The organism is Rhizobium sp. WYCCWR10014 (assembly GCF_001657485.1).
In the GTDB taxonomy this organism is placed as follows: Bacteria; Pseudomonadota; Alphaproteobacteria; order Rhizobiales; family Rhizobiaceae; genus Rhizobium.
This window is the reverse complement of sequence record NZ_LXFU01000035.1, coordinates 179289-203079: the sequence shown is the minus strand read 5'-3', so window position 1 is coordinate 203079 and position 23791 is coordinate 179289. Positions and strand designations below refer to the sequence as shown.

General features: G+C 62.4%; 15 protein-coding genes. 9 read left to right on the top strand and 6 right to left on the bottom strand.

Features of this window, described 5'->3' with window-relative positions; translation table 11 throughout:
* Positions 1-174 precede the first annotated feature (174 nt).
* The 6 genes from A6U98_RS15230 to A6U98_RS15205 all read right to left on the bottom strand — a co-directional run bounded on the left by A6U98_RS15230 (position 175) and on the right by A6U98_RS15205 (position 6185).
* A complete protein-coding gene (locus tag A6U98_RS15230; RefSeq protein WP_018243554.1) occupies positions 175-1692 on the bottom strand; it encodes a tripartite tricarboxylate transporter permease in 1518 nt (505 codons plus the stop codon).
* Between the two features lie 89 nt (positions 1693-1781).
* A complete protein-coding gene (locus tag A6U98_RS15225; protein ID WP_064651075.1) occupies positions 1782-2273 on the bottom strand; it encodes a tripartite tricarboxylate transporter TctB family protein in 492 nt (163 codons plus the stop codon).
* The gene (locus A6U98_RS15220; protein WP_064651073.1) at positions 2270-3214 is read right to left on the bottom strand and encodes a tripartite tricarboxylate transporter substrate binding protein; all 945 of its coding nucleotides are present in this window, start codon (positions 3212-3214) and stop codon (positions 2270-2272) included. The genes A6U98_RS15225 and A6U98_RS15220 overlap by 4 nt, the downstream gene beginning before the upstream one ends.
* 376 nt (positions 3215-3590) lie before the next feature.
* Positions 3591-4637: an ABC transporter substrate-binding protein gene (locus tag A6U98_RS15215; protein WP_064651072.1), complete on the bottom strand. Its 1047-nt coding sequence runs from the start codon at positions 4635-4637 to the stop codon at positions 3591-3593.
* 95 nt (positions 4638-4732) lie between these two features.
* Positions 4733-5245 (bottom strand): GNAT family N-acetyltransferase, encoded by a 513-nt coding sequence (locus A6U98_RS15210; RefSeq protein ID WP_064651070.1) that lies wholly within the window; start codon positions 5243-5245, stop codon positions 4733-4735.
* 70 nt (positions 5246-5315) lie between these two features.
* Positions 5316-6185 (bottom strand): ornithine carbamoyltransferase, encoded by an 870-nt coding sequence (locus A6U98_RS15205; RefSeq protein WP_064651068.1) that lies wholly within the window; start codon positions 6183-6185, stop codon positions 5316-5318.
* Positions 6186-6619: 434 nt separating this feature from the next.
* Between A6U98_RS15205 and A6U98_RS15200 the strand changes: the two genes are divergently transcribed.
* The 9 genes from A6U98_RS15200 to glgB all read left to right on the top strand — a co-directional run bounded on the left by A6U98_RS15200 (position 6620) and on the right by glgB (position 23782).
* Complete coding sequence (locus tag A6U98_RS15200) at positions 6620-8488, top strand: adenylate/guanylate cyclase domain-containing protein (RefSeq protein ID WP_064651066.1); 1869 nt, start codon at positions 6620-6622, stop codon at positions 8486-8488.
* Positions 8489-8664: 176 nt separating this feature from the next.
* Positions 8665-9342: a response regulator transcription factor gene (locus tag A6U98_RS15195; RefSeq protein WP_003542898.1), complete on the top strand. Its 678-nt coding sequence runs from the start codon at positions 8665-8667 to the stop codon at positions 9340-9342.
* Entirely contained in the window at positions 9339-10721 is a 1383-nt protein-coding gene (locus A6U98_RS15190; RefSeq protein ID WP_064651064.1) for a sensor histidine kinase, read from the top strand. Before A6U98_RS15195 ends, A6U98_RS15190 begins: the two co-directional genes overlap by 4 nt.
* A 102-nt stretch (positions 10722-10823) precedes the next feature.
* Complete coding sequence (locus tag A6U98_RS15185) at positions 10824-14150, top strand: transglutaminase family protein (protein ID WP_064651062.1); 3327 nt, start codon at positions 10824-10826, stop codon at positions 14148-14150.
* Positions 14151-14190: 40 nt separating this feature from the next.
* The gene (locus A6U98_RS15180) at positions 14191-16608 is read left to right on the top strand and encodes a circularly permuted type 2 ATP-grasp protein (protein ID WP_064651061.1); all 2418 of its coding nucleotides are present in this window, start codon (positions 14191-14193) and stop codon (positions 16606-16608) included.
* 5 nt (positions 16609-16613) lie between these two features.
* The gene (locus A6U98_RS15175) at positions 16614-17492 is read left to right on the top strand and encodes a transglutaminase family protein (protein WP_064651379.1); all 879 of its coding nucleotides are present in this window, start codon (positions 16614-16616) and stop codon (positions 17490-17492) included.
* Between the two features lie 113 nt (positions 17493-17605).
* Positions 17606-18838 (top strand): TadE/TadG family type IV pilus assembly protein, encoded by a 1233-nt coding sequence (locus A6U98_RS15170; RefSeq protein ID WP_064651376.1) that lies wholly within the window; start codon positions 17606-17608, stop codon positions 18836-18838.
* 277 nt (positions 18839-19115) lie between these two features.
* Complete coding sequence (locus A6U98_RS15165; RefSeq protein ID WP_064651058.1) at positions 19116-21578, top strand: glycogen/starch/alpha-glucan phosphorylase; 2463 nt, start codon at positions 19116-19118, stop codon at positions 21576-21578.
* Positions 21575-23782, top strand: a complete 2208-nt coding sequence (glgB, locus tag A6U98_RS15160; RefSeq protein ID WP_064651056.1) for a 1,4-alpha-glucan branching protein GlgB — start codon at positions 21575-21577, stop codon at positions 23780-23782. Before A6U98_RS15165 ends, glgB begins: the two co-directional genes overlap by 4 nt.
* Positions 23783-23791: the final 9 nt, after the last annotated feature.

The window sequence follows — 23791 nt, the reverse complement described above, 5'->3', positions numbered from 1 at the left end:
CACAATGCTCAGAAAATCACCTCAGCCATGCAAAAACAGGAGGCCGGCGCATGTCTCCATGGCCAGCCTCGAGAGAGGGGGTGGGTGGTCTTTTTCTTCTTAGAGCGCCATGCGTCCGTTCAGACGCACAAAGGACGCTCCAATACTTTGAAATCTCCGCATCGTACTGATGCGCTAGTCTTCATTTGCCGCCAGCTGCGAGAGCACCTGACCCCTGCCGCGCAGCCGCAGGATCAGCGGGATGAGGAAGGCGGCGGCTGCGACAATGAGCAGACCCGCCGCGATCGGCGACATCACCAGCGTCGTGACGTCGCCTTGGCTGATCGCCAGCGCCCGACGCAGCTGCTGTTCGGCAAGCGGCCCGAGGATCAGGCCGACGACGGTCGGTGCGATCGGATAGCCGAAGAGCCGCATCACATAGCCGAGCAAGCCAAAAGTGAGCAGCATGCCGAGCTCGAACACGGATGGATTGGCACCGATCGTCCCAAGCGTCGCAAACAGCAGAATGCCGGCATAGAGCCACGGCTTTGGAATGGTCAGCAACCGCACCCAGAGCCCGATCATCGGCAGGTTCAGCACCAAAAGCATCGCATTGGCGATGAGCAGGCTGGCGATCAGTCCCCAGACGAGCTGCGGATTGGTGGCAAACAGCAGCGGCCCCGGCTGCAAGCCGTATTGCTGGAAGCCGGCAAGCATGATCGCCGCCGTCGCCGTCGTCGGCAGGCCGAGCGTCAGAAGCGGCACCAGCGTGCCGGCGGCCGACGCGTTGTTCGCCGCCTCGGGACCGGCCACCCCTTCGATTGCGCCATGGCCGAATTCCTCCGGGTTCTTCGCCAGCCGCTTTTCTGTGGCATAGGAGAGGAAAGTGCCGATTTCGGCGCCGCCCGCCGGCATCGCGCCGATCGGGAAACCGATCAGCGTGCCGCGCAGCCAGGGCTTCCACGAACGCGCCCAGTCCTCAGCGGTCATCCAGAGCGAACCCTTGACCGCCTCGACCTTCTCCGCGATCCGGTTGCCCTGCGCGGCGATATAAAGCGTCTCGCCGATCGCAAACATCGCCACGGCAAGCGTCGTCACTTCGACACCGTCGAGCAGGTCGGGAATGCCGAAGGAAAGCCTGGCCTGCCCCGTCTGCTGGTCGATGCCGACCATGGCGAGAGCAAAACCGATAAACAGCGAGGTCAACCCTCTCAATGCCGAATCGCCGAAGGCCGAGGAGACGGTGACGAAGGCAAGCACCATCAGCGCGAAATACTCGCGCGGCCCGAAGACCAGCGCCAGCTTGACGATATAGGGAGCGATGAAGGCAAGCCCGAGCGTCGCGATCAGGCCGGCGACGAAGGAGCCGATCGCCGCTGTCGCCAGCGCCGGTCCGCCGCGCCCGGCGCGCGCCATCTTGTTGCCCTCGAGCGCGGTGACGATCGAGGCGCTTTCACCCGGCGTGTTGAGCAGGATCGAGGTCGTCGAACCGCCATACATGCCGCCGTAATAAATGCCGGCGAACATGATCAGCGAGCCGCCGGGATCGAGCTTGTAGGTGACGGGCAACAGCAGCGCCACGGTGAGTGCCGGGCCGATGCCGGGAAGCACGCCGACGGCGGTGCCGAGCGTCACGCCGACCAGCGCATAAACCAGGTTCATCGGCTGCATCGCAACCAGGATACCCTGCCATAAGAATTCGAATGTGCTCATCTTGGTGTCCCAAGCGGCGTTCCCGACGATCCGATTTCGGGGTCAGGCGCCGCGCAAAATCAAAAGAGCTGACAGCGCGTCCCGCGCGGTCAGAAGAACAGATGTTCGAGCGGGCCGGCCGGCAGCGTCAGCTGCAGCAGCTGCGAGAAGATCGCCCAGACGACGAAGCTGAGGACGATGCCAAGCGGCAGCGAGATCCAGAGCTTGCGTTTGCCGAAGCCGCGTGCCGTCAGCGCAAAGAGGATTCCGGTCGCGATCGAGAAGCCGGCGACGCGCAGGAGCAGCATCTGGCCGGCAAGACCGGCGACGATCCAGATGACGGGTGCGACTTCCTGCCGGTCACGTTCCGGAAAATCGCCGCGCCAGGCTTCGAAGGCGGTCCAGATCCCGAGACAGAAGAGGCCGAATGCCACCACTTGAGGCACGGTCGCCGGACCGATGCGGTCGTACTGCGCAATCGTTTTCAGATGCAAGGCATCCCAGGCCATCACGCCGGCGACGGCGAAGAGGAAAACGGCAATGATGAACGCCGCCCAATCAGGGCGGCGTTCGGTTGCCGAGGAGGTGTTATCCTCGCTCATTGAACAAGTCCGATGTCTTTGAGAATGCCTTCAGTGGCCGCGACATCCTTTTCGAGCTGCGCCTTGAAGGCATCGCCGGACAGATAGGTGTCGGCCCAGCCCTTGGTCTTCAGCGTTTCCTGCCAGGTAGCGGAGCTGTGCAGCTTCTCGAAATCGGCGGTGACGGCTGCCACCTGCTCTGCCGACAGGCCGGGGGCAGCGGCGACCATGCGCCAGTTCTGGATGGTGACGTCGGTGCCGGCTTCCTTCAGTGTCGGGGCATCGACACCATCGATGCGCTTTTCGCTGGATACGGCGAGAAGACGGAGCGTGCCGGATTTTACCTGCGATTCGAACTCGCTATAGCTCGAGACGCCGGCCGTGACCTGGCCGCCGAGAATAGCGGCGAGCGCTTCACCGCCGCCCGAGAAGGCGACATAGTTGATCTTGGTCGGATCGACGCCGGAAGCCTTGGCGATCAGGCCGACAGCGATATGGTCGGTGCCGCCGGCAGAACCGCCGCCCCAGGAAACCGCGCCCGGATCCTTCTTCAGCGCCGCAACCAGATCGGCCATCGTCTTGATCTCGGACGCGGCAGGAACGACGACGGCCTCATACTCGCCGGTCAGACGGGCGATCGGCGTGACATCCTTGAGCGTGACGGGCGACTTGTTGGTGAGGATCGCGCCGACCATGACATAGCCGCCGACGATCAGCGAATTCGGGTTGCCGGAAGCCTGGCTGCTGAACTGCGCAAGGCCGATGGTGCCGCCGGCGCCCGGGACGTTCTGGACCTGCACATTGCCGGAGATCTTCTCCTGCTGCAACGCGGTCTGCAGCGAGCGGGCCGTCTGGTCCCAGCCGCCGCCGGGAGCAGCCGGCGCGATGATGGTGTAATCGGCCGCATAGGCCGGCAGCGCGATAGTCGCTGCGAAAAGAGTTGCGATGAACGTATGCTTCACGATGTGTCCTCCGTGGCGGCTGAGCAGACCACCTGTTGTTCTCTGGGAATCGGGAGGAATGGGCCGGCCAGCGGACGCAAGCGTCCTGAATGACGAGCGGAATACCTCCCAAGGCTTCAGCTCTCCGCCTCCACGGAGAAGAAGTAGCCAAAGCGACCACAACAACCTGTCATTTAGCTGACATCGGCGAGATATCCAGACGGAGAAGACACTTTTTTGCCGTAATTGGCGGACGCGGCTTCATTCCGGTCCTTCGCTGCCGCATGGCCAGCACCGCTGGCCGCCGTGAAGCATGGCCGCGAGCCTTTCTGACGAGAGCTACGGGCGCAGCGACCCAAAGCTCTCAAGGAGAGCCAGCCCGCCGAAAGCTGACGCTTCACTGCATCCGCAGAACTTCGTTCCAGTGCGCGATCAGCCGCGCCCGTTTCACCTGGTCGAGATAGACCATCAGCCCGGGGCTGACCGGCACCGGCCGCAGTTGGGCGCCGAGCAGTTCCTGCAGCGTATTGGCGGTATTCTCCCCCGCGACCTCGGGGCTGACGGCCGGGATCTGCAGCTCGCGCGCCATGATCGTCTGCCCTTCCCTCGACATGAAGAAGGTGAGGTAACGCCGACCGAGCTCCGGATCGGCGGCGGCCTGCGGCACCAGCCCGATCCGCGACATCACCACCGTATAATCCTTCGGCAGCACGATGCCGACATCGGGATAGCGCGAGGCCCAGTCGGCCGCATAGGAACCGAGAATATTGTAGCCGAGCACGAAGCGCCCGTCGGCAACGCGTTCGAGGATCGCCGAACTCGTCGAATAAAGCTTGACGCCGGCAGCCCCCATCGCCCCGATCACCGACCAGATGTCGCCGAACTGCTCCTGGTCGCGCGCCATGAAGAGAAAGCCGACGCCGGAACGCTCGATGTCGTAGGTGCCGATCCGCCCATAGACCTCGTTGCCCTTGCGCTTCAGATAATCGACGAATTCAGCCCGCGAACTCGGCACCGGCTCATGCGCAAAGCTCGGCTTGTGATAGACGAACACCGCCGGCTCGAAGGTGAGCGCATAGGCGGTGTTGCGCCAGTTCGCCCATTTCGGCCATGCAGCACTCATCGGCAGATTGCTGACCTGCGCATATCCGTCGTTGGAAAGCTTCACCTGCAGGTCCATCGCCGAGGAGAAGGCGAAATCCGCCGTCTTCTTGCCGGCATCCGTCTCCTTGACGATCCGGTCGTAGATGTCGCCGGTCAGCATGTCCTCATATTTGACCGCGACATCGGGATTGGCCTCCAGGAAACCCCGGATCATCGGCTGCGCCAACGGCTCGTCGAGCGAAGAATAAACCGTCAGTACCGGCGCATCGGCATTGCCGGATTTTGCCGGATAGAACACCTGATCGGCCAGGGCAAAGCCCGGCCAGAGCGCCAGCAGCAAGATGAAAACTCTCCTCATGCAGCAACAATGCCCGAGCGCGCCAGGAGGAGCAAGGGCGCCGGCCAGACGGTGGCCCCGCTGCCTGTTTTGCGGGATCAGAGATCGCGCTCGAAGAACAGCAGGATCTGCTCGAGTTCCGGCGGGACCGGATAATAGGCATCCCGTTCGCGAAAGCCGAGGCGGCGATAGAGCCCCTGCGCTGCCGTCTGCAGAATGCCGGTATCGAGCCGCATCGAGAGGTAGCCATCGGCTTTTGCCTTTGCCATCGATGCCTCGCAGAGTGCCGCCGCGACACCGCGACCGCGTCCCGCCGCTGAGACGAAAAGTCTTTTCATCTCGGCAATGCCTGGCGCTTGCTCTTGATGCATGACGCAGCCGACAGGTTCTCCACCGAGCCGCGCCAGGAAGATCGCACCCTTCGGTCTTTCGTGAATCTGAGGCAGGGCGGCAAGCAGCGCTTCGAACTTTTTCGGATTGTAATAGAGATCGATCAGCGGCCGATGCTGGGTGTAATTGTCATAGAGCCATTGCCGGAACGATCGGCAGAGATCACGCACGGCAGCGATCTCTCCTGGACTTTTCGCGAGCTCGATCGTCAACTCTCCCATCTGCCAAACCTCCCAATCCCTCGCCGCTTTTATCATGAACATGCTGCGTGGTGGAGATCGAAGGCTGGAACTAGGCGGCGAGCCACTCCATCAGCGCATTCTGCGCGTGCAGCAGAAAAGCCTTGGCGGCGCGGCTCAGGCAGCGCGGATGCTCCATCGCCTGGGCCGTCACCTCCTGGCCGCGCGTAACCGGCGGACACGGCAGGAAGATTGCTTCCTCCCGCAAACGGTCGAGCACATCGGCCCCGATCCGGTAGCTGACGAGTGCGTCCGAGGGGCCATCGCCCGGCCATGAATCGGTGATGACGACGTCGGCGTCCGATAGCTCGCCCATATCGGTACTCACGCGGAAGCGCCCGTTGAACAGCGCGGCGTCACTTATATGCCAGCGTTCGGGATAGACCTGCACCACCTCGATCGGCAATGCGATCGACGCTTCGGCCCAGGAGCGGAGGATATTCGCGTCCGCCGCCACGCCAACGACCTTCAACCCATCGATCGAGCCGCGCCGGCTCTTGATATAAGCAAGGTCGCCAAGCGTCTCGCAAGGGTGATTGGAGCGTGTGCGCGCATTGATGACGGGCACCGGCGAGGCCGCCGCCACCGCCTTCAATGTCGCAAACTCCTTCGTACGGATCACCAGCATGTCGAACCAGTTGCCGAGATAACCCGAGAGATCGCCGGTTTCCTCCCTGGTATTGAAGCCGATCGGCACATGCACGCAGATACCGCCCATCGCCTGGATGCCGAGATCGAAGGCGGTCGTATTGCGCCAGCCGCCGTCATCGACAATCAGCGCCACGCGTTTGCCCGCAAGGCTTTGCGGCAACGCGCGCTTATCCCAGGCTTCGGCGAGCTCGCCAGCGCGAGCGACAATCGATCGAAGCTCAGCCTCCGGAATATCATGAAACTCCAGAAAATTCCGGGCCGAACCTGTCATCCAAAATCTCCGTAGGGCATGAAACGTCGCCACAATACCCTTCGCTGGCCTCACGGCAATCGCCGAAGCAACCGCGAATCACATTGCATACCCACGTTGGATAGCCTCGCGATTCGTCTTCCAAGCCATGCCTGGGTGCGGCTCAAGCGTTAAATCGATCGCTGATCGGTCTCATGATGCAGATACCGAAAGTATCGACCAAAGCAGAACACTCCGCTTTTCTCCGATACGAATCGCCTTTTCATCACAAAGGATTAGGGATTGGCTCCATCCTTCACCCATATAGAGTATTGATGAAGATCGACGACGTTATATGGTCGCGCTGCCGCGTCAAAACCTCGAAACCGCCCGAATTTCTTATTCGGGGGACGACTCTACGCGACAAAAACTCTATAAATAGCTAGACTAATCTGGGAAGATCCATGGGAGGGGTCATGGAACGACGACTGAGCGCTATTCTTGCTGCAGACGTCGTCGGCTACAGCCGACTGATGGGCATCGATGAATCCGGCACGTTGCAGGCGCTGAACCGCCATCGCTGCGAGCTGGTCGACATTCGTATTTCAGACTACAAGGGCCGGATCGTCAAGCTCACCGGCGACGGCATCCTTGCGGAATTCCAGAGCGTGGTGAATGCGGTCGCCTGTGCCGCCGAAATCCAGCGCAGCATGGCGGCCCGTAACGAGAACGTTCCCAAGGACGAGCGCGTCGAATTCCGTATCGGCATCAATCTCGGCGACGTCGTGGTTGAGAACGGCGACATATTCGGAGACGGCGTCAATCTCGCCGCCAGGCTTGAGCGTATCGCAGCGCCGGGCGGCATCGCCGTGTCGGCCTCCGTGCGCGACCAGGTCGGTTCGCGGCTCAATCTTGGCTTCGAATTCATCGGCGAACATATGCTGAAGAACATCAGGCAGCCCGTTCAGGTCTATACCGTCAGCTTGGCGCCACCTTCCTCCGCCAGATTGGTGGCGCAGAACCGCAATACCTGCTTCATCGCCGTGCTGCCCTTCACCAATATGAGCGGCGATGCTGATCAGGATTATTTCTCCGACGGCATCACCGAAGACATCATCACCGATCTCTCCAAGATCTCCAGCCTGCACGTCGTGCCGCGCAACACCATTTTCACCTACAAGGGCATATCGGTGAAAGTGAAGCGGCTCGCCCAGGAGCTTGGTGTGCGCTACGTGCTCGAGGGAAGTGTGCGCATCGTCGGCAATCGCGTGCGCATTTCCGGCCAGTTGATCGACACCGCCAATGGCGACCATCTCTGGGCTGAGCGTTACGACCGCGACATGACCGACATCTTCGCCATCCAGGACGAGATCACCCATGCGATCGTCGGCCAGTTGAAGGTGCGTCTGCTGCCCGAAGAGAAGAAGGCGATTGCGACTGAGCCGACCGCCAATGTCGAGGCCTATACCTATTACCTCAGGGGCCGCCAGCTCTCCCACACCTGGACCAAATCCTATCTCCAACTCGCAAGACGCATGTTCTGCAAGGCGGTCGAGCTCGATCCGGATTATGCCCGCGCCTATGCCGGCATCGCCGATTGCGACGCGGCGATCCGCGATTGGGCGCCTGACGACGTGCCGCTAAGGCGCATCCTCGACATGAGCGCCCGCGCCCTGGCGCTTGATCCTGACCTTCCAGAAGCCCACGCCTCCCATGGTCTCGCTTTGCATCAGAGCGGCTATGACGATAGGGCGGCGGCAGCCTTCGAACGTGCATTGGCGCTCGATCCGAACCTCTTCGAGGCGAATTTCCACTATGCCCGGTTCTTCTTCATGCACGGAAACTTCGCCGAATCCGTGCAATATTTCACCCGCGCCGCCGCAATCCGCCCTGATGACTACGTCTCGCCGATCCATCTGATGTCCGCCTATCGCTCGCTCGGCCGGGTGCTGGATACGGAAAACTGGGCGCGCCTCGGCCTGCTGCGTGCCGAACGCGCCCTCAACCTCAATCCGGAAAATTCCGGCCCCGCCCATCGCGGCGCGCTGGCGCTTGCCCATATGGGCGACGCGGCAAGGGCCCGCGACTGGGCCGACCGCGCAATCGCCATCGATCCCGACGACATCGTCGCGCAGTACAATCTCGCTTGCGTCTACTCCGTCCTCGGCGACGTCGACCAGGCGATCGATCTGCTGCAGAAGCTGCTGCCGAACAGCTCCGTCTACCATATCAAATGGTTCGACAATGATTCCGATCTCGACAACATCCGCGACGATCCCCGCTTCCGGAAACTGCTCACCGCCGCGATGACGCAGCGCGAGCGGATGGAAAGGACCGGGAGCTGAGGTTGAGCTTTTCCCGGCCGTTCAGTAGCGCATCGGCCCGAAGCACGATGCGTGGTTTCAAAGTGTTACAGCGTCCTTTGCGCGCCTGAAGGACGCGCGGCGCTGTAAGCTTGAAAATCGCTGTGACATCCCTGCTTCATCTCTGTAATCTCCCTTGAAAAACTGGGGAAACATCCGTGCGCATCCTGCTCACCGAAGACAATATCGCGCTGGCAGACGGCCTGTCGGCGATCTTGCGCGGCACGGGCCATGCCGTCGATGTCGTCCATGATGGGGCGTCTGCCAATGCGGTCATCGCCGCGGAGAATTTCGATCTGGTGATCCTCGACCTCAACCTGCCAGAGATGGACGGGCTCGACGTGCTGCGCGCCATGCGCGCCCGGCAGAACCAGGCGGCCGTCCTCATCCTGACCGCGCGCGGCACGCCGGAAGAGCGGGTGAAGGGGCTCGATCTCGGCGCTGACGATTATCTGATCAAGCCTTTCGATATTGCCGAATTCGAGGCCCGCGTGCGCGTGCTGCTGCGCCGCCAGGCCGGGCTGCGCTCGGCGACAGTCGGCTTCGGCGGCATCTCCTTCGATCTCAATTCCCGCACCTTTTCATCAGGCGCCACGCCGCTCGATATTCCCGCCCGCGAGCTCGGCCTGCTCGAAATCCTCTTCATGCGGGCCGGCAAGGTCGTCGCAAAGGAGGCGATCATTCAATCGCTGACGGCCTTCGACGACGACATTTCCGCAAACGCCATCGAGCAATATGTCAGCCGCCTGCGTAAGCGCCTGTCGCCGCACGGCCTGACCGTCAAGACCGCCCGCGGCATCGGCTATTATCTCGACAAGCTGCCCGAGGCCTCATGAAAGCCGCCTATTCGCTCAGGCGCCGGCTGCTCTTCTGGTTGCTCGTCTCCACCGCCGTCATCGGCACGCTGGCACTCGCCGATACCTATCGCGAGGCGGTCCAGACCTCCAATATCGTCTCCGACCGCGTGCTCGCCGGTTCCGCGCTGGCGATTGCCGAGCGCGTCGTCGTCGCCGAGGACGGCACGCTGCAGGTCGATATCCCCTATGTTGCACTTGAGATGCTGACTTCGGCCGCGCAGGATCGCGTCTTCTATCGCGTCGACGGCCCGCCGGGCCAATTCATCACCGGCTACCAGTCTCTGCCGGTCCTCAAGAAGACGCCGGGCGATGCCGCCGCCTTCGCCGACGATAGCTTCCGCGGCGAGCCGATCCGCATCGCCACACTCGAGCGCTCGGCCTCGACGGGCATCCGCTCCGTGCCCTTCGTGGTGACGGTCGCCGAAACCACCATCGCCCGCCGGCAGTTGGCGCAGGCGATCCTCGTCCGATCCGCACTCCGTCTCGCCTTCATGATCGCGGGCGCGGCCGTTATCGTCTGGATCTCGGTCACGGTGGCTCTGCGCCCGCTCTACAAGCTCGGCGACGCCATCGGCGAACGCAGCCCCGATGACCTGCATCCGATTAAGCAGACCGTGCCGAGCGAGGTCGAGCCGCTGGTCGATACGGTAAATTCCTTCATGGTCCGCCTGCAATCGGCGCTCGATGCGCTCCGCCATTTCACCGGCAATGCCAGCCATCAGTTGCGCACCCCGCTGGCGATCATCCGCACCCAGCTCGCCCTTTCCGCCCGTGCCGGCTCGCTTGATGAGGCGCAGACGGCAGCACTGAAGGGCGACCAGGCGGTAGCGCACGCCGAGCGCATCCTTGCCCAGCTTCTCCTGATGGCCAAGATCGACGCTGCCACTGCTAAGGAGGCGCTGACCGCTTCCGCCATCGATCTCGCCGCCATCGCCCAGGAAATCACCGGCGAGCAGATCCCGACGGCCGCCGTCGCCGGCATCGATCTCGGCTTCGAGGGCGAGAGCCCGGCAATGGTCCGCGCCGAGCCGCTGCTGATCGGCGAAATGCTGCGCAACCTTGCCGGCAATGCCATCGCCTATGCCGGCAAGGGAGCTGAGGTCACCGTTCGTATCATCGCCGCGTCCGAGACGATCCGCCTCGAAGTCGAAGACAACGGTCCCGGCATTCCGCCCGAGAAGCTGGAGGCGGTGCGCCGGCGCTTTTCGCGCGGCAATGAGTCGGGTGCGCCCGGCGCCGGCCTCGGCCTGCCGATCGTCGAAGAAATCGCCAATCTTTTCAATGCCGCCCTGACGCTGGAGCCGGGTACGGACGGCAAGGGCCTGAAGGCGGCGGTTACCTTTGCCAAGGCAGCGTAAAAACCGTCGACCTTTCCGCCTTGCTTTCTTTCGCTGCATTGCACACACTGATTTCGGGAACAGCAAGCCGCACGACGATGCGAGCCGGATAAAAAGAGAAATATGTCGATCAAAGCCAGCATCTATCATCTGACGCATTACACCTATGACAGGCCGGTCCGCCTCGGCCCACAGATCATCAGACTGAAACCTGCCTCGCATTCGAAGACACGGGTGCTCAGCCACTCGCTGAAGGTCACGCCCTCCAACCATTTCGTCAACCTGCAGCAGGATCCATACGGCAATTACCTTGCCCGCTACGTCTTTCCGGATCCGGTGACGGAGTTCAAGATCGAGGTCGATCTCGTCGCCGACATGACGGTCTACAATCCCTTCGACTTCTTCGTCGAGGAAGAGGCAACCAAGTGGCCCTTCGGATACCCTGAAACGATCCAGGAGGATCTGTCGATCTACATGACGCCGGAGCCGGCCGGTCCGCGCCTCAAGGCGCTGCTGCCGACGCTCGACTGGTCGCCCGACCAGCCGACGGTCGACATGGTCGTCGGTCTGAATGCCCGCCTGCAGCGGCAGATCGGCTATGTCATCCGCATGGAAACCGGCGTGCAGACGCCTGAAGAAACGCTGGAAAGCGCCAAGGGCTCCTGTCGCGACACCAGCTGGCTGCTCGTCCAGATCCTTCGCCATCTCGGCCTTGCCGCCCGCTTCGTCTCCGGCTACCTCATCCAGCTGACGCCGGACCTGAAGGCGCTCGACGGTCCCTCCGGCACCGAAGTCGATTTCACCGACCTGCACGCCTGGGCCGAGGTCTATCTGCCCGGCGCCGGCTGGGTCGGCCTCGATCCGACGTCCGGCCTGCTGACCGGCGAAAGCCACATCCCGCTTGCCGCCACGCCGCATTACCGCACCGCCGCTCCGATTTCCGGCGGTTATTTCGGAGAGGCCGAAACCGAATTCGCCTTCGACATGAAGGTCTCGCGCGTCGCCGAGCACCCGCGCATCACCAAGCCCTTCTCCGATGAAAGCTGGGAGGAGCTCAACGAACTCGGCGAGAAGGTCGACCGCGTCCTCGAAGCCGAGGACGTGCATCTGACGATGGGCGGCGAGCCGACCTTCGTTTCGATCGACGATTTCCAGTCCGAGGAGTGGAACACCGCCGCGGTCGGCCCGACCAAGCGCGAAAAGGCCGACATCCTGATCCGCAAGCTGCAAGAACGCTTCGCCCCCGGCGGTTTCCTGCATTACGGCCAGGGCAAATGGTATCCGGGCGAAAGCCTGCCGCGCTGGACCTTCTCGCTCTACTGGCGCCGCGACGGCAAGCCGGTCTGGCAGAACCTCGATCTGGTCGCCGCCGAAGGCAAGGATACCGGCGTCACCGCCGAGGATGCCGAGAAGCTCCTGACGGCAATCGCTAAGGAACTGGCGATCAAGCCTGACATGGTGCAGCCCGCCTATGAAGATCCGGCCGACTGGATCATCAAGGAAGGCAACCTTCCCGAAAATGTCGATCCGGCGAATTCGAAGCTGAAGGATCCTGAGGAACGCAACCGCATCGCCCGCGTCTTCGCCCGCGGCCTGACCGTCGCGACCGGTTACATCCTTCCTGTCCAGGCGTGGAACGCCAAAGCAGCCGAAAGCCGAGTCTGGGTCAGCGAGAAATGGCGCACCCGCCGCGGCAAGATCTTCCTCGTCCCGGGCGACAGTCCGATCGGTTACCGCCTGCCGCTCGGCACGCTGCCCTATGTTCCCCCGGCGCGTTATCCCTATATCCACCCGGCCGATCCGACGATCCCGCGCGAACCGCTGCCGGATGTCTTCGTACCGGCCGGCCGGGCCATGCCGGAAGCCTCTTTCCATGCCGACGAGAGCAATCGCGGCCGGATCGAACAGACGCTCGGCGAACTCCGCGGCGCCGTGCGCACCGCCATGTCGGTCGAGCCGCGCGACGGCAGGCTCTGCGTCTTCATGCCGCCGGTCGAACGCATCGAGGATTATCTCGAGCTGATCGCCGCAGCCGAAAATGCCGCCACCGAGCTCAAGCTTCCCGTCCATATCGAGGGTTATCCGCCGCCGCAGGACGAGCGCATCAACGTCATTCGCGTCGCCCCGGATCCCGGGGTCATCGAGGTCAACATTCATCCGGCCTCGAACTGGAAGGACTGCGTCGACATCACCACGGCGATCTACGAGGAGGCCCGCGCCACCCGGCTCGGCGCCGACAAGTTCATGATCGACGGTCGCCATACCGGCACCGGCGGCGGCAACCATGTCGTCGTAGGCGCGGCCAATCCGAACAACAGCCCATTCCTGCGCCGTCCCGACCTCTTGAAGAGCGTGATCCTCCACTGGCAGCGCCATCCCTCGCTTTCCTACCTCTTCTCCGGCATGTTCATCGGCCCGACCAGTCAGGCGCCGCGCATCGACGAGGCTCGCCACGACACTCTCTACGAGTTGGAGATTGCCATGGCGCAGATCGGAGCTCCCGGCCGCGGCCAGCAGCCGCTGCCCTGGCTCGTCGACCGCCTGTTCCGCAACCTTTTGACCGATGTCACCGGCAACACCCACCGCGCCGAGATCTGCATCGACAAGCTGTTCTCGCCCGACGGCCCGACCGGACGGCTCGGCCTCATCGAGTTCCGTGGCTTCGAGATGCCGCCGAACGCGCGCATGTCGCTTGCCCAGCAATTGCTGGTGCGGGCGCTGATCGCCCGCTTCTGGGTCAACCCGGTCGACGGCAAATTCGTCCGCTGGGGCACGACCCTGCACGATCGCTTCATGCTGCCGCATTTCGTCTGGGCCGATTTCCTCGACGTGCTTGCCGACCTTCGCGAAAACGGCTTCGACGTCAGCCCGGAATGGTTCAAGGCCCAGCTCGAATTCCGCTTCCCCTTCTGCGGCGAAGTCGAATACGAGGGCTCGAAGCTGGAACTGCGCCAGGCGCTGGAGCCATGGCATGTGATGGGCGAGGAAGGTGCGCCGGGCGGCACCGTCCGCTACGTCGACAGCTCCGTCGAACGTCTTCAGGTGCGGCTCGAAACCAGCAATACCGCGCGTTACACCGTCACCTGCAATGGCCGCACCCTGCCGCTGACGCCGACCGGCACCGCTGGCGTGTCGGTCACCGGCGTCCGTTACAAGGCGTGGCAGCCGTCCTCCGGTCTGCATCCCGTTCTGCCGATCAACACGCCTTTGACTTTTGACATTTATGATACATGGTCGAAGCGTTCGATCGGTGGCTGCATCTATCATGTTGCCCATCCGGGCGGCCGGACCTATGACACCTTCCCGGTCAACGGCAACGAGGCGGAAGCAAGGCGGCTCGCCCGCTTCGAGCCGTGGGGACATACGGCGGGCGGTTATATCCCGCGCGCCGAGACGGGTTCGCTTGAATTCCCGCTGACGCTGGATCTGCGGCGGCCCGCCGGAATTTAAGGCCGAAGGTTAGGGCCGGGGGGTTAGGGTTTCAGTTTTGATGGGTAAGAGGCCGGCAGCGGAGCGCAGGGGAGAGGCAGAGGACCGCATCGGAAAGGGTGTGGCCTTCGACTATGCGCCGCTTCCTGGCACCGCTGACGAGATGGTCGACAACAAAGGCGCGGTCCGCCCGGTCTGGCAGCGTTTTCTCTCGCATCTGAGCGCGATGCCGGAAAAGGATCTCGCCGAGCGTTTTGCCCGCGCCGACCGCTACCTGCGCGATGCCGGCGTCTTCTACCGCGCCTATGGCAGCAAGGGCACCGGCGAACGCGCCTGGCCGATTTCGCATATTCCGGTGCTGATCGACGAGCGCGAGTGGAAGACGCTGTCGGCGGGCCTCGTCCAGCGCGCCGACCTGCTGGAGGCGATCGTTGCCGATATCTACGGCGACAATCGCCTGGTGGAGGAAGGGGTCCTGCCGCCGGCGCTGATGGCCGCCAATCCCGAATTCCAGCGCCCGCTCGCCGGCATCCGGCCGGGCTCCGGGCATTATCTGCATTTCTGCGCCTTCGAGATCGGCCGCGGACCTGACGGCAACTGGTGGGTGCTGGCCGACAGGACGCAGGCACCGTCAGGCGCCGGTTTTGCGCTGGAAAGCCGCGTTGCGACGACCCGGGCCTTCTCGGATATCTACGCCGAAACCCCGGTCCACCGCCTCGCCTCCTTCTTTGGCGCTTTCCGCGACGCACTTCAGGGCATGAAACATTCGGGCGACGACCGCATCGCCGTGCTGACGCCCGGCCCCGCCAACGAGACCTACTACGAACACGCCTATATCGCCCGCTATCTCGGTCTCATGCTGCTCGAGGGCGAGGACCTGACCGTCGTCAAGGGCCGCGTCATGGTGCGCACCGTCGCCGGTCTGAAGCCGATCGGCGTGCTCTGGCGCCGTCTCGATTCTGCCTTTGCCGACCCGCTGGAGCTGAACCAGAATTCGCATATCGGCACGCCCGGCCTGGTGGAAGCGCTACGCGCCGAAAGCGTCACCATCGTCAATGCGCTCGGCACCGGCGTTCTCGAAACCCGGGCGCTTCTGGCCTTCATGCCGACCATCTGCCACCGTCTGCTGGGGGAGGATCTGCAACTGCCCTCGATCGCCACCTGGTGGTGCGGTCAGAAGGAAGAGCGCGAGCACGTCGCAAAGAACATCGAGAAGATGGTGATCGGCCCGGCCTATTCCCGGGCACCTTTCTTCGACGACAACGGCGAGTCCGTGCTCGGCTCGTCGCTGCGTGCGGCCGCCAAGGATTCCATCACCGACTGGCTGAGTTCGGACGGCCCGAAACTGGTCGGCCAGGAGGTCGTCACGCTGTCGACGACGCCCGCCTGGGTGGACGGCAAGCTCGTGCCGCGGCCGATGTCACTGCGCGTTTTCGCTGCCCGCACGGAAAACGGCTGGCAGATCATGCCCGGCGGGTTTGCCCGCATCGGCTCCGGCGCCGATGTCGCGGCGATCGCCATGCAGTCGGGCGGAGCGGCCGCCGATGTCTGGATCGTCAGCGACAAGCCGGTCGAGCGCCACACGCTGCTGCCGGCCGAGGGCAGCTTTACCCGCAACATGCCGGGCAGCCTGCCGAGCCGGGCAGCCGACAATCTGTTCTGGCTCGGCCGTTACATCGAACGCGCCGAAGGGGCACTGCGCATCCTGCGCGCCTGGCATGCGCGTTACGCCGAAGCTGCCGATCCGAGCCAGCCGCTGCTCGCCGATGTCTCCGAGTATCTCACAGCCGTCGATATCGATACCGCCGAGGCCGTCCCGGAAACACTGCTGCGCAACATCGACAGCGCCGTTTATTCGGCGAGCAACATCCGCGACCGTTTCTCGCCCGACGGCTGGCTGGCACTCAACGATCTCGCCAAGACCGCCCGCCGCTTCCACGTCACCGTGGCTGCCGGCGACGACGCCAGCCATGCGATGACGATCCTTCTGCGCAAGCTTGCGGGCTTCGCCGGCCTCGTGCACGAGAACATGTATCGCTTCACCGGCTGGCGCTTCCTCTCGCTCGGCCGCTATATCGAGCGCGGCCTGCACATGACGCGGCTGCTCGGCCACATGTCCGGCCCGGACGCGCCCGACGGCGCGCTCGACATGCTGCTCGAAATCGGCGACAGCGTCATGACCCACCGCCGCCGCTACAACGTCAACACGGCGCGGCTGACCGTCACCGACCTCTTGGCGCTCGACCCACTGAACCCCCGCTCGGTCCTCTTCCAGGTGAACGAGATCCACCACGAGGTCGAACAACTGCCGAACGCCCTGATCAACGGCCAGATGTCGCCCTTCTACCGCGAGGCGATGCGGCTCCATTCCGGGCTGGCGGTGATGACGCCGGAGGGCATGGGGGTAGAGGTCTATCAACGGCTTGAGCGCGAATTGGAGCAGCTTTCCGATCTGCTCGCCCAGACTTATCTCGGGTGACGGCGATGCTCTACGATCTCTCGCTCCACATGGGTTACATCTACGACGTGCCGGCCTCCGGCGCCCGCCACGTCATGCGCCTGATGCCGCTGTCGCTGACCAATCGGCAGCGCCTGGTCGCCGGCTCGATCACCATCTCGCCGACGCCGGATGAGCAGTCGCATTTCGTCGATTTCTTCCATCATCCCACCACCTCCTTCATGCTGCGCGCGCCGCACGAGACGCTCGACATTCGCATGCAGGCCCGGGTGCAGGTGGAAAGCCAGCCGATCGCCGCCGATTTCTCGCCGCTGCTTGCCGACCTGCCGGAGGAGATATCAGGCATCTGGTCGTTGGCGCCGGATTCGCCGCACCATTTCCTTGGCGACAGCCCACGCCTGACCCAAGCGCGCGAGATCGCCGACTATGCGCGAAGCTATGCGACGGCTGATCTGACGGCGGTGCAAATCGCGCATGCGCTCTGTGCCCGCATCAACAAGGATTTCACCTACGACCCGGACGCGACGACGGTGGACACGACGCCGCTCGAGGCGTTCAGATTGAAGCGCGGCGTCTGCCAGGATTTCACCCACATCATGATCCTGGCGCTTAGAAGCCTCGGCATTCCGGCCGGCTACGTCTCCGGTTTCCTGCGCACCATTCCGCCGCCCGGCAAGGAACGGCTGGAAGGAGCGGACGCCATGCATGCCTGGGTCAGGATCTGGTGCGGTGAGACGAATGGCTGGATCGAGCTCGACCCGACCAACGACATCCCCGCCGGCACGGATCACATCGTCGTCGCTTATGGCCGGGACTATTCCGACGTCGTTCCCGTCATCGGCGTATTGAAAAGCTATGGCGGCCAACGCGCTGTCCAGGCGGTCGACGTGATCCCGCTGAAATAATCCCAAAACTGGAAAAATCCGGCGATTCGTTAAAATTCTATTGACGCCGTAAGGACCGCGGAAAGGAGGAGCGTGCGTAATGTCACCTCACAGGGCCTCCTATTTGGGTGAACATGATGAGCACCTCCCATTTTTACAATTCCTGCTTGCGTCGTTTGCTTGACGACCGCCGCGGCAACTTCGGCATGATGACGGCGATCATGATACCCGTCCTGCTCGGTGCCGCAGGCCTGGCGATCGACTATTCGAACATGGCACTGTCGAAGCGCGAGTTGCAGGAAGCCACGGATTCAGCTGCTCTCGCGGCGGCGACCGCGCTGGCCAATGATAAAACTGACGAGGCCGGCGCGAAAAGCCTTGCCAAGAATTTTGTCGCCGGACAGATGGCACAGGTTCTTGCGAATAATTCGATCCAAGGCTCGATTAAGGACACAACGAACGTCAGCGTCACCACCACAGCGAACGGCACGAAAAGCAAGATCTTTAAGGTCAATGTGAACACGTCCTTCAACCTTCCGCTCAGTCCCCTGATGCGTGTCTTCGGTAAGACGACGCAGACCATCAGCGCGGCAAGCACGGGCGAGAACGGCCAGACCGATACACAGGGCGCGCTGTCGATGTATCTGGTCCTCGACCGCTCCGGTTCGATGTCGTTCATAACCGATCAGAAGAAAACGAAGCCGTCGAAATGTGACAACTACACACAAAAAAGTTGGCCGAATCCGGACAACGATTTGAAGTCCTATTGCTATACCCGCAAGATCGAAGCGTTGCAGACAGCGGCTGCCGGGCTTTTCACTGAACTTAACAAAGCCGATCCGGAACACGAACTCGTCCGTGTCGGCGCTGTCTCCTATACCGACGAAGAACAGGCGGCCAAGGCAATCAATTGGGGCACCGCGGACGCCGCGAGCTACGTTTCGGCTCTCCCCTACAAGCCGACCGGCGGCACAGATGCGAGTGATGCCCTCGATACGGCTTACAAGGCTCTGAAGTCCTCGACCAACGGCACCGACACGGAGACCAAGGAGCACGAATCCAAGAATCACGACAGTTTCCAACGATATATAATCCTGATGACCGACGGTGAAATGACGGGCGACAGTAGTTCGTGGAGCCAGCCGATTGACAAAGACGTCCGCGATCTCTGCACGGCGGTAAAGGGCGATGGCATTACCATCTTTACCATTGCCTTCATGGCTCCGCAGAAGGGTAAGGATCTGCTGCAGGCCTGCGCAAGCAGTACCACCAACTATTACGCTCCCGACAACATGGCCAAACTGGTCGAAGATTTCGGCGACATCGCCGCAAAGGCGACAAGCTCGATTACCCGTCTGACCAACTAAGTCACGAAATCGGCTGCGAGGTCGATAAAAAAGCCGCTCCGGAACAAACCGGAGCGGCTTTTCGTTGTGCTCGTTCGGCGCATCAGATCGGGAAAAGCGATTGGAATCAACCCCCTCGACCCGCGTGAATATGAAGGTTTCGCAAATTTTTCGTTTGTCCAAATCCTTTGTTGCAAGTGCTTAGTAACGATGCATAAACTGTCGCTGGCGCAAGCGACAAATTGATTGAATCAGGCATAACATCCTGAAACCAAATTAAAATTGGCGAGACCTGACGATGAACACTGTTTCCAAGCCGATCATCCCCTCCCCCGCCCCTCGCAGTTCAAGGCCGGAAATTCTCGCTGAAGAAATCATCGAACGTCTGACCTACCGCATCGGCAAGGATGCCAAGGTGGCAAAGCCGCATGACTGGCTGACCGCGACGATCCTGGTGGTGCGCGACCGCATCATCGACAAGTGGATGGCTTCCACCCGCGAGGTTTATGCGACCGGCGCCAAGCGCGTCTACTATCTTTCTCTCGAATTCCTGATCGGCCGCCTGATGCGCGACGCCATCTCGAACCTCGGCCTGATGGAGGAGGTGCGCGATGCGCTCGCCTCGCTCGGCGTCGACGTCAACGTCATTGCCGGCCTGGAGCCGGATGCCGCACTCGGCAACGGCGGCCTCGGCCGACTGGCTGCCTGTTTCATGGAGAGCATGGCGACGGTCGAGGTTCCGGCCTATGGCTACGGCATCCGCTATGTCCACGGCCTCTTCCGCCAGCAACTGGCCGACGGCTGGCAGGTGGAACTGCCGGAAAACTGGCTCGCCCACGGCAATCCCTGGGAATTCGAGCGCCGCGAAAGCGCTTATGAAATCGGCTTCGGCGGCGCCGTCGAATTCATTACCACCCATGACGACCAGCCGCGCTACGTCTGGAAACCGGCCGAGCGCGTCATCGCCGCCGCCTTCGACACGCCGGCCGTCGGCTGGCGCGGCAAGCGCGTCAACACGCTGCGCCTCTGGTCGGCGCAGCCGATCGATCCGATCCTCCTCGATGCCTTCAACGCCGGCGACCACATCGGGGCGCTGCGCGAAAGCAACAAGGCCGAAAGCCTGACCCGGGTTCTCTATCCTGCCGACGCCACCCCGGCCGGCCAGGAACTGCGCCTGCGCCAGGAATTCTTCTTCTCGTCGGCCTCGCTGCAGGACATCCTGCGCCGCCATCTGCAGCAATATGACGATTTCACCTCGCTGCCGGACAAGGTGGCAATCCAGCTGAACGACACTCACCCCGCCGTCTCGGTCGCCGAACTCGTGCGTCTGCTCTGTGACGTACACGGGATGGATTTCGACCAGGCCTGGGACATTACCCGCCATACCTTCTCCTATACCAACCACACGCTTCTGCCCGAAGCGCTGGAAAGCTGGGCGGTGCCGCTGTTCGAGCGCCTGCTGCCACGCCACATGCAGATCATCTATGCGATCAACGCCAAGATCCTGATTGACGCCCGCAAGGGCAAGAACTTCTCCGATGGAGAAATCCGCTCGATCTCGCTGATCGATGAAAGCGGCGACCGCCGTGTGCGCATGGGCAATCTCGCTTTCGTCGGCTCGCATTCGATCAACGGCGTCTCGGCCCTGCACACCGACCTGATGAAGGTCACCGTCTTCGCCGACCTGCACAAGCTCTATCCCGACCGCATCAACAACAAGACCAACGGCATCACGCCGCGCCGCTGGCTGCAGCAGTGTAATCCCGGCCTCACCGGCCTGATCCGCGAGGCGATCGGCGACGAATTCCTCGATGATGCCGAGAAGCTGCGTGCGCTCGACGTGCATTCCTCCGATCCGGCTTTCCAGCAGAAATTCGCAGCGATAAAGCGCGCCAACAAGGTGGCGCTCTCCAACCTCGTCGCCAGCCGCATGGGCGTGAAGCTCGATCCGTCGGCGATGTTCGACATCCAGATCAAGCGCATCCACGAGTACAAGCGCCAGTTGCTTAACATCATCGAGGCCGTCGCGCTCTACGACCAGATCCGCTCGCATCCCGAGCTCGACTGGGTGCCGCGCGTGAAACTCTTCGCCGGCAAGGCGGCGCCGAGTTATTACAATGCCAAGCTCATCATCAAGCTGATCAACGACGTCTCCCGCACGATCAACAACGATCCGTCGGTACGCGGTCTGCTGAAGATCGTCTTCGTGCCGAACTACAATGTCTCGCTCGCCGAAGTCATGGTTCCGGCCGCCGACCTCTCGGAGCAGATCTCGACCGCCGGGATGGAAGCATCCGGCACCGGCAACATGAAGTTCGGCCTCAATGGCGCGCTGACGATCGGCACACTCGATGGCGCCAATGTCGAGATGCGCGACAATGTCGGCGAGGACAACATCGTCATCTTCGGTCTCAAGGCCGACGAGGTGTCGAAAGTCCGCAGTGATGGCCACAATCCGCGCGCCATCATCGAGGGATCGCGCGAACTTGCCCAGGCGCTTGCCGCTATCAGTTCCGGCGTCTTCTCGCCCGACGACCGCAATCGCTACACGGCGCTGATCGACGGCATCTATTCGCACGACTGGTTCATGGTCGCGGCCGATTTCGACGCCTACGCCCAGGCCCAGCGCGAGGTCGACCAGATCTGGACCAACCAGTCCGCCTGGTACACCAAGACGATCAACAATACGGCGCGGATGGGCTGGTTCTCTTCCGACCGTACGATCAGGCAATATGCAGACGAAATCTGGAGAGCCGGATGAAAACGCCGAAAACCGTCCCTGAAGTAAAGCTTTCCTGGGAAATTTCGGCAGATGAAATCACGGCGATCCTTGCCGGCTCGCATTCGAATCCCTTTGCCGTCCTCGGTGTGCACCAGGCCGGCGACGCTTTCGTCGCCCGGTGCTTCATCCCGGGCGCGGAGGAGGTGACCGCCATGACGCTCGACGGCGGCGTCATCGGCGAACTGAAGCAGTTCCATGCCGACGGCGTCTTCGCCGGTCCGGTTTCCCTCACAAAGGTCCAGCCGGTGCGTTACCGCGCCCGGCGCGGCGATGCCGAATGGGCTGTTACCGATCCCTACAGCTTCGGTCCGGTACTCGGACCGATGGACGATTATTTCGCCCGAGAGGGCTCTCACCTGCGGCTGTTCGACAAGATGGGCGCCCACCTCATCAAGCATGACGGCGCCCAGGGCATCCATTTCGCCGTCTGGGCGCCAAACGCGCAGCGCGTCTCCGTCGTTGGTGATTTCAACAACTGGGACGGCCGCCGCCACGTGATGCGCTTCCGTGCCGACAGCGGCATCTGGGAAATCTTTGCCCCTGACGTACCGATCGGAGTTGCCTACAAGTTCGAGATCCGCGGCCAGGACGGCGTATTGCTGCCGCTGAAGGCAGATCCCTTCGCACGGCGCAGCGAGCTGCGGCCGAAGACCGCCTCGATCACCGCGGCCGAGCTGGACCAGGAGTGGGAAGACGAGGCCCATCTGAAGCACTGGCGCGAGACCGACAAGCGCCGCCAGCCGATCTCGATCTACGAGGTGCATGCCGCCTCCTGGCAACGCCGGCAGGACGGCACCATGCTGTCCTGGGACGAGCTCGCCTCCAGCCTCATCCCCTATTGCGCCGACATGGGCTTCACGCATATCGAATTCCTGCCGATCACCGAGTACCCCTACGACCCCTCCTGGGGTTACCAGACGACCGGCCTCTATGCGCCGACCGCTCGTTTCGGCGAGCCGGAGGGTTTTGCCCGTTTCGTCAACGGCTGCCACAAGGTCGGAATCGGCGTCATCCTCGACTGGGTGCCGGCGCATTTTCCGACCGACGAACACGGTCTCGGCTGGTTCGACGGCACGGCACTCTACGAGCACGAAGATCCGCGCAAGGGCTTCCACCCGGACTGGAGCACGGCGATCTACAATTTCGGCCGCACCGAGGTCGTTTCCTATCTCGTTAACAACGCGCTCTACTGGGCCGAAAAATTCCACCTCGACGGTCTGCGTGTCGATGCCGTCGCCTCGATGCTCTACCTCGATTATTCGCGCAAGCACGGCGAATGGATTCCGAACGAATATGGCGGCAACGAGAACCTCGAAGCGGTCCGTTTTCTGCAAGATCTCAACATCCGCATCTATGGCAAAAATTCCAACGTCATGACCATCGCCGAGGAATCGACTTCCTGGCCGAAGGTCTCGCAACCCGTCCATGAAGGCGGCCTCGGCTTCGGCTTCAAGTGGAACATGGGCTTCATGCACGACACGCTGAGCTACATGAGCCGCGATCCCATCTATCGCGGGCACCATCACAACGAACTCACCTTCGGCCTGCTCTACGCCTATTCGGAAAATTTCGTCCTGCCGCTCTCGCATGACGAGGTTGTGCATGGAAAAGGCTCGCTGATCGCCAAGATGCCGGGCGACGACTGGCAGAAGTTCGCCAATCTGCGCGCCTACTACGCCTACATGTGGGGCTATCCCGGTAAGAAGCTGCTGTTCATGGGCCAGGAATTCGCCCAGTGGAGCGAGTGGAGCGAAGAGAAGGCACTCGACTGGAACCTGCTTCAGTATCGGATGCACGAGGGCATGCGGCGCCTGGTGCGCGACCTCAATTTCACCTATCGCAGCAAGCCGGCGCTGCATGAGCGTGACTGCGAGGGTGAAGGTTTCGAATGGCTGGTCGCCGACGACCACCAGAATTCCGTCTTTGCCTGGTTGCGCAAGGCGCCTGGTCAGAAGCCGGTTGCCGTCATCACCAATTTCACCCCTGTCTATCGCGAGAATTACTCGATCCGCCTGCCGTCCGCAGGGCGCTGGCGGGAAATCCTGAATACCGATGCCGACATCTACGGCGGCAGCGGCAAGGGCAATGGCGGGCGCGTGCAGGCCGTCGATGCCGGCGGCAACATCACCTGCTCGATTACCTTGCCGCCCTTGGCGACAATCATGCTTGAACCTGAAAATTAGTGACTGGTG

Coding starts and splice junctions, on each gene's coding strand:
- A6U98_RS15230 (WP_018243554.1), bottom strand. CDS start 1,692: ATGAGCACATTCGAATTCTTATGGCAGGGTATCCTGGTTGCGATGCAG.
- A6U98_RS15225 (WP_064651075.1), bottom strand. CDS start 2,273: ATGAGCGAGGATAACACCTCCTCGGCAACCGAACGCCGCCCTGATTGG.
- A6U98_RS15210 (WP_064651070.1), bottom strand. CDS start 5,245: ATGGGAGAGTTGACGATCGAGCTCGCGAAAAGTCCAGGAGAGATCGCT.
- A6U98_RS15205 (WP_064651068.1), bottom strand. CDS start 6,185: ATGACAGGTTCGGCCCGGAATTTTCTGGAGTTTCATGATATTCCGGAG.
- A6U98_RS15200 (WP_064651066.1), top strand. CDS start 6,620: ATGGAACGACGACTGAGCGCTATTCTTGCTGCAGACGTCGTCGGCTAC.
- A6U98_RS15190 (WP_064651064.1), top strand. CDS start 9,339: ATGAAAGCCGCCTATTCGCTCAGGCGCCGGCTGCTCTTCTGGTTGCTC.
- A6U98_RS15185 (WP_064651062.1), top strand. CDS start 10,824: ATGTCGATCAAAGCCAGCATCTATCATCTGACGCATTACACCTATGAC.
- A6U98_RS15180 (WP_064651061.1), top strand. CDS start 14,191: ATGGGTAAGAGGCCGGCAGCGGAGCGCAGGGGAGAGGCAGAGGACCGC.
- A6U98_RS15175 (WP_064651379.1), top strand. CDS start 16,614: ATGCTCTACGATCTCTCGCTCCACATGGGTTACATCTACGACGTGCCG.
- A6U98_RS15170 (WP_064651376.1), top strand. CDS start 17,606: ATGATGAGCACCTCCCATTTTTACAATTCCTGCTTGCGTCGTTTGCTT.
- A6U98_RS15165 (WP_064651058.1), top strand. CDS start 19,116: ATGAACACTGTTTCCAAGCCGATCATCCCCTCCCCCGCCCCTCGCAGT.
- glgB (WP_064651056.1), top strand. CDS start 21,575: ATGAAAACGCCGAAAACCGTCCCTGAAGTAAAGCTTTCCTGGGAAATT.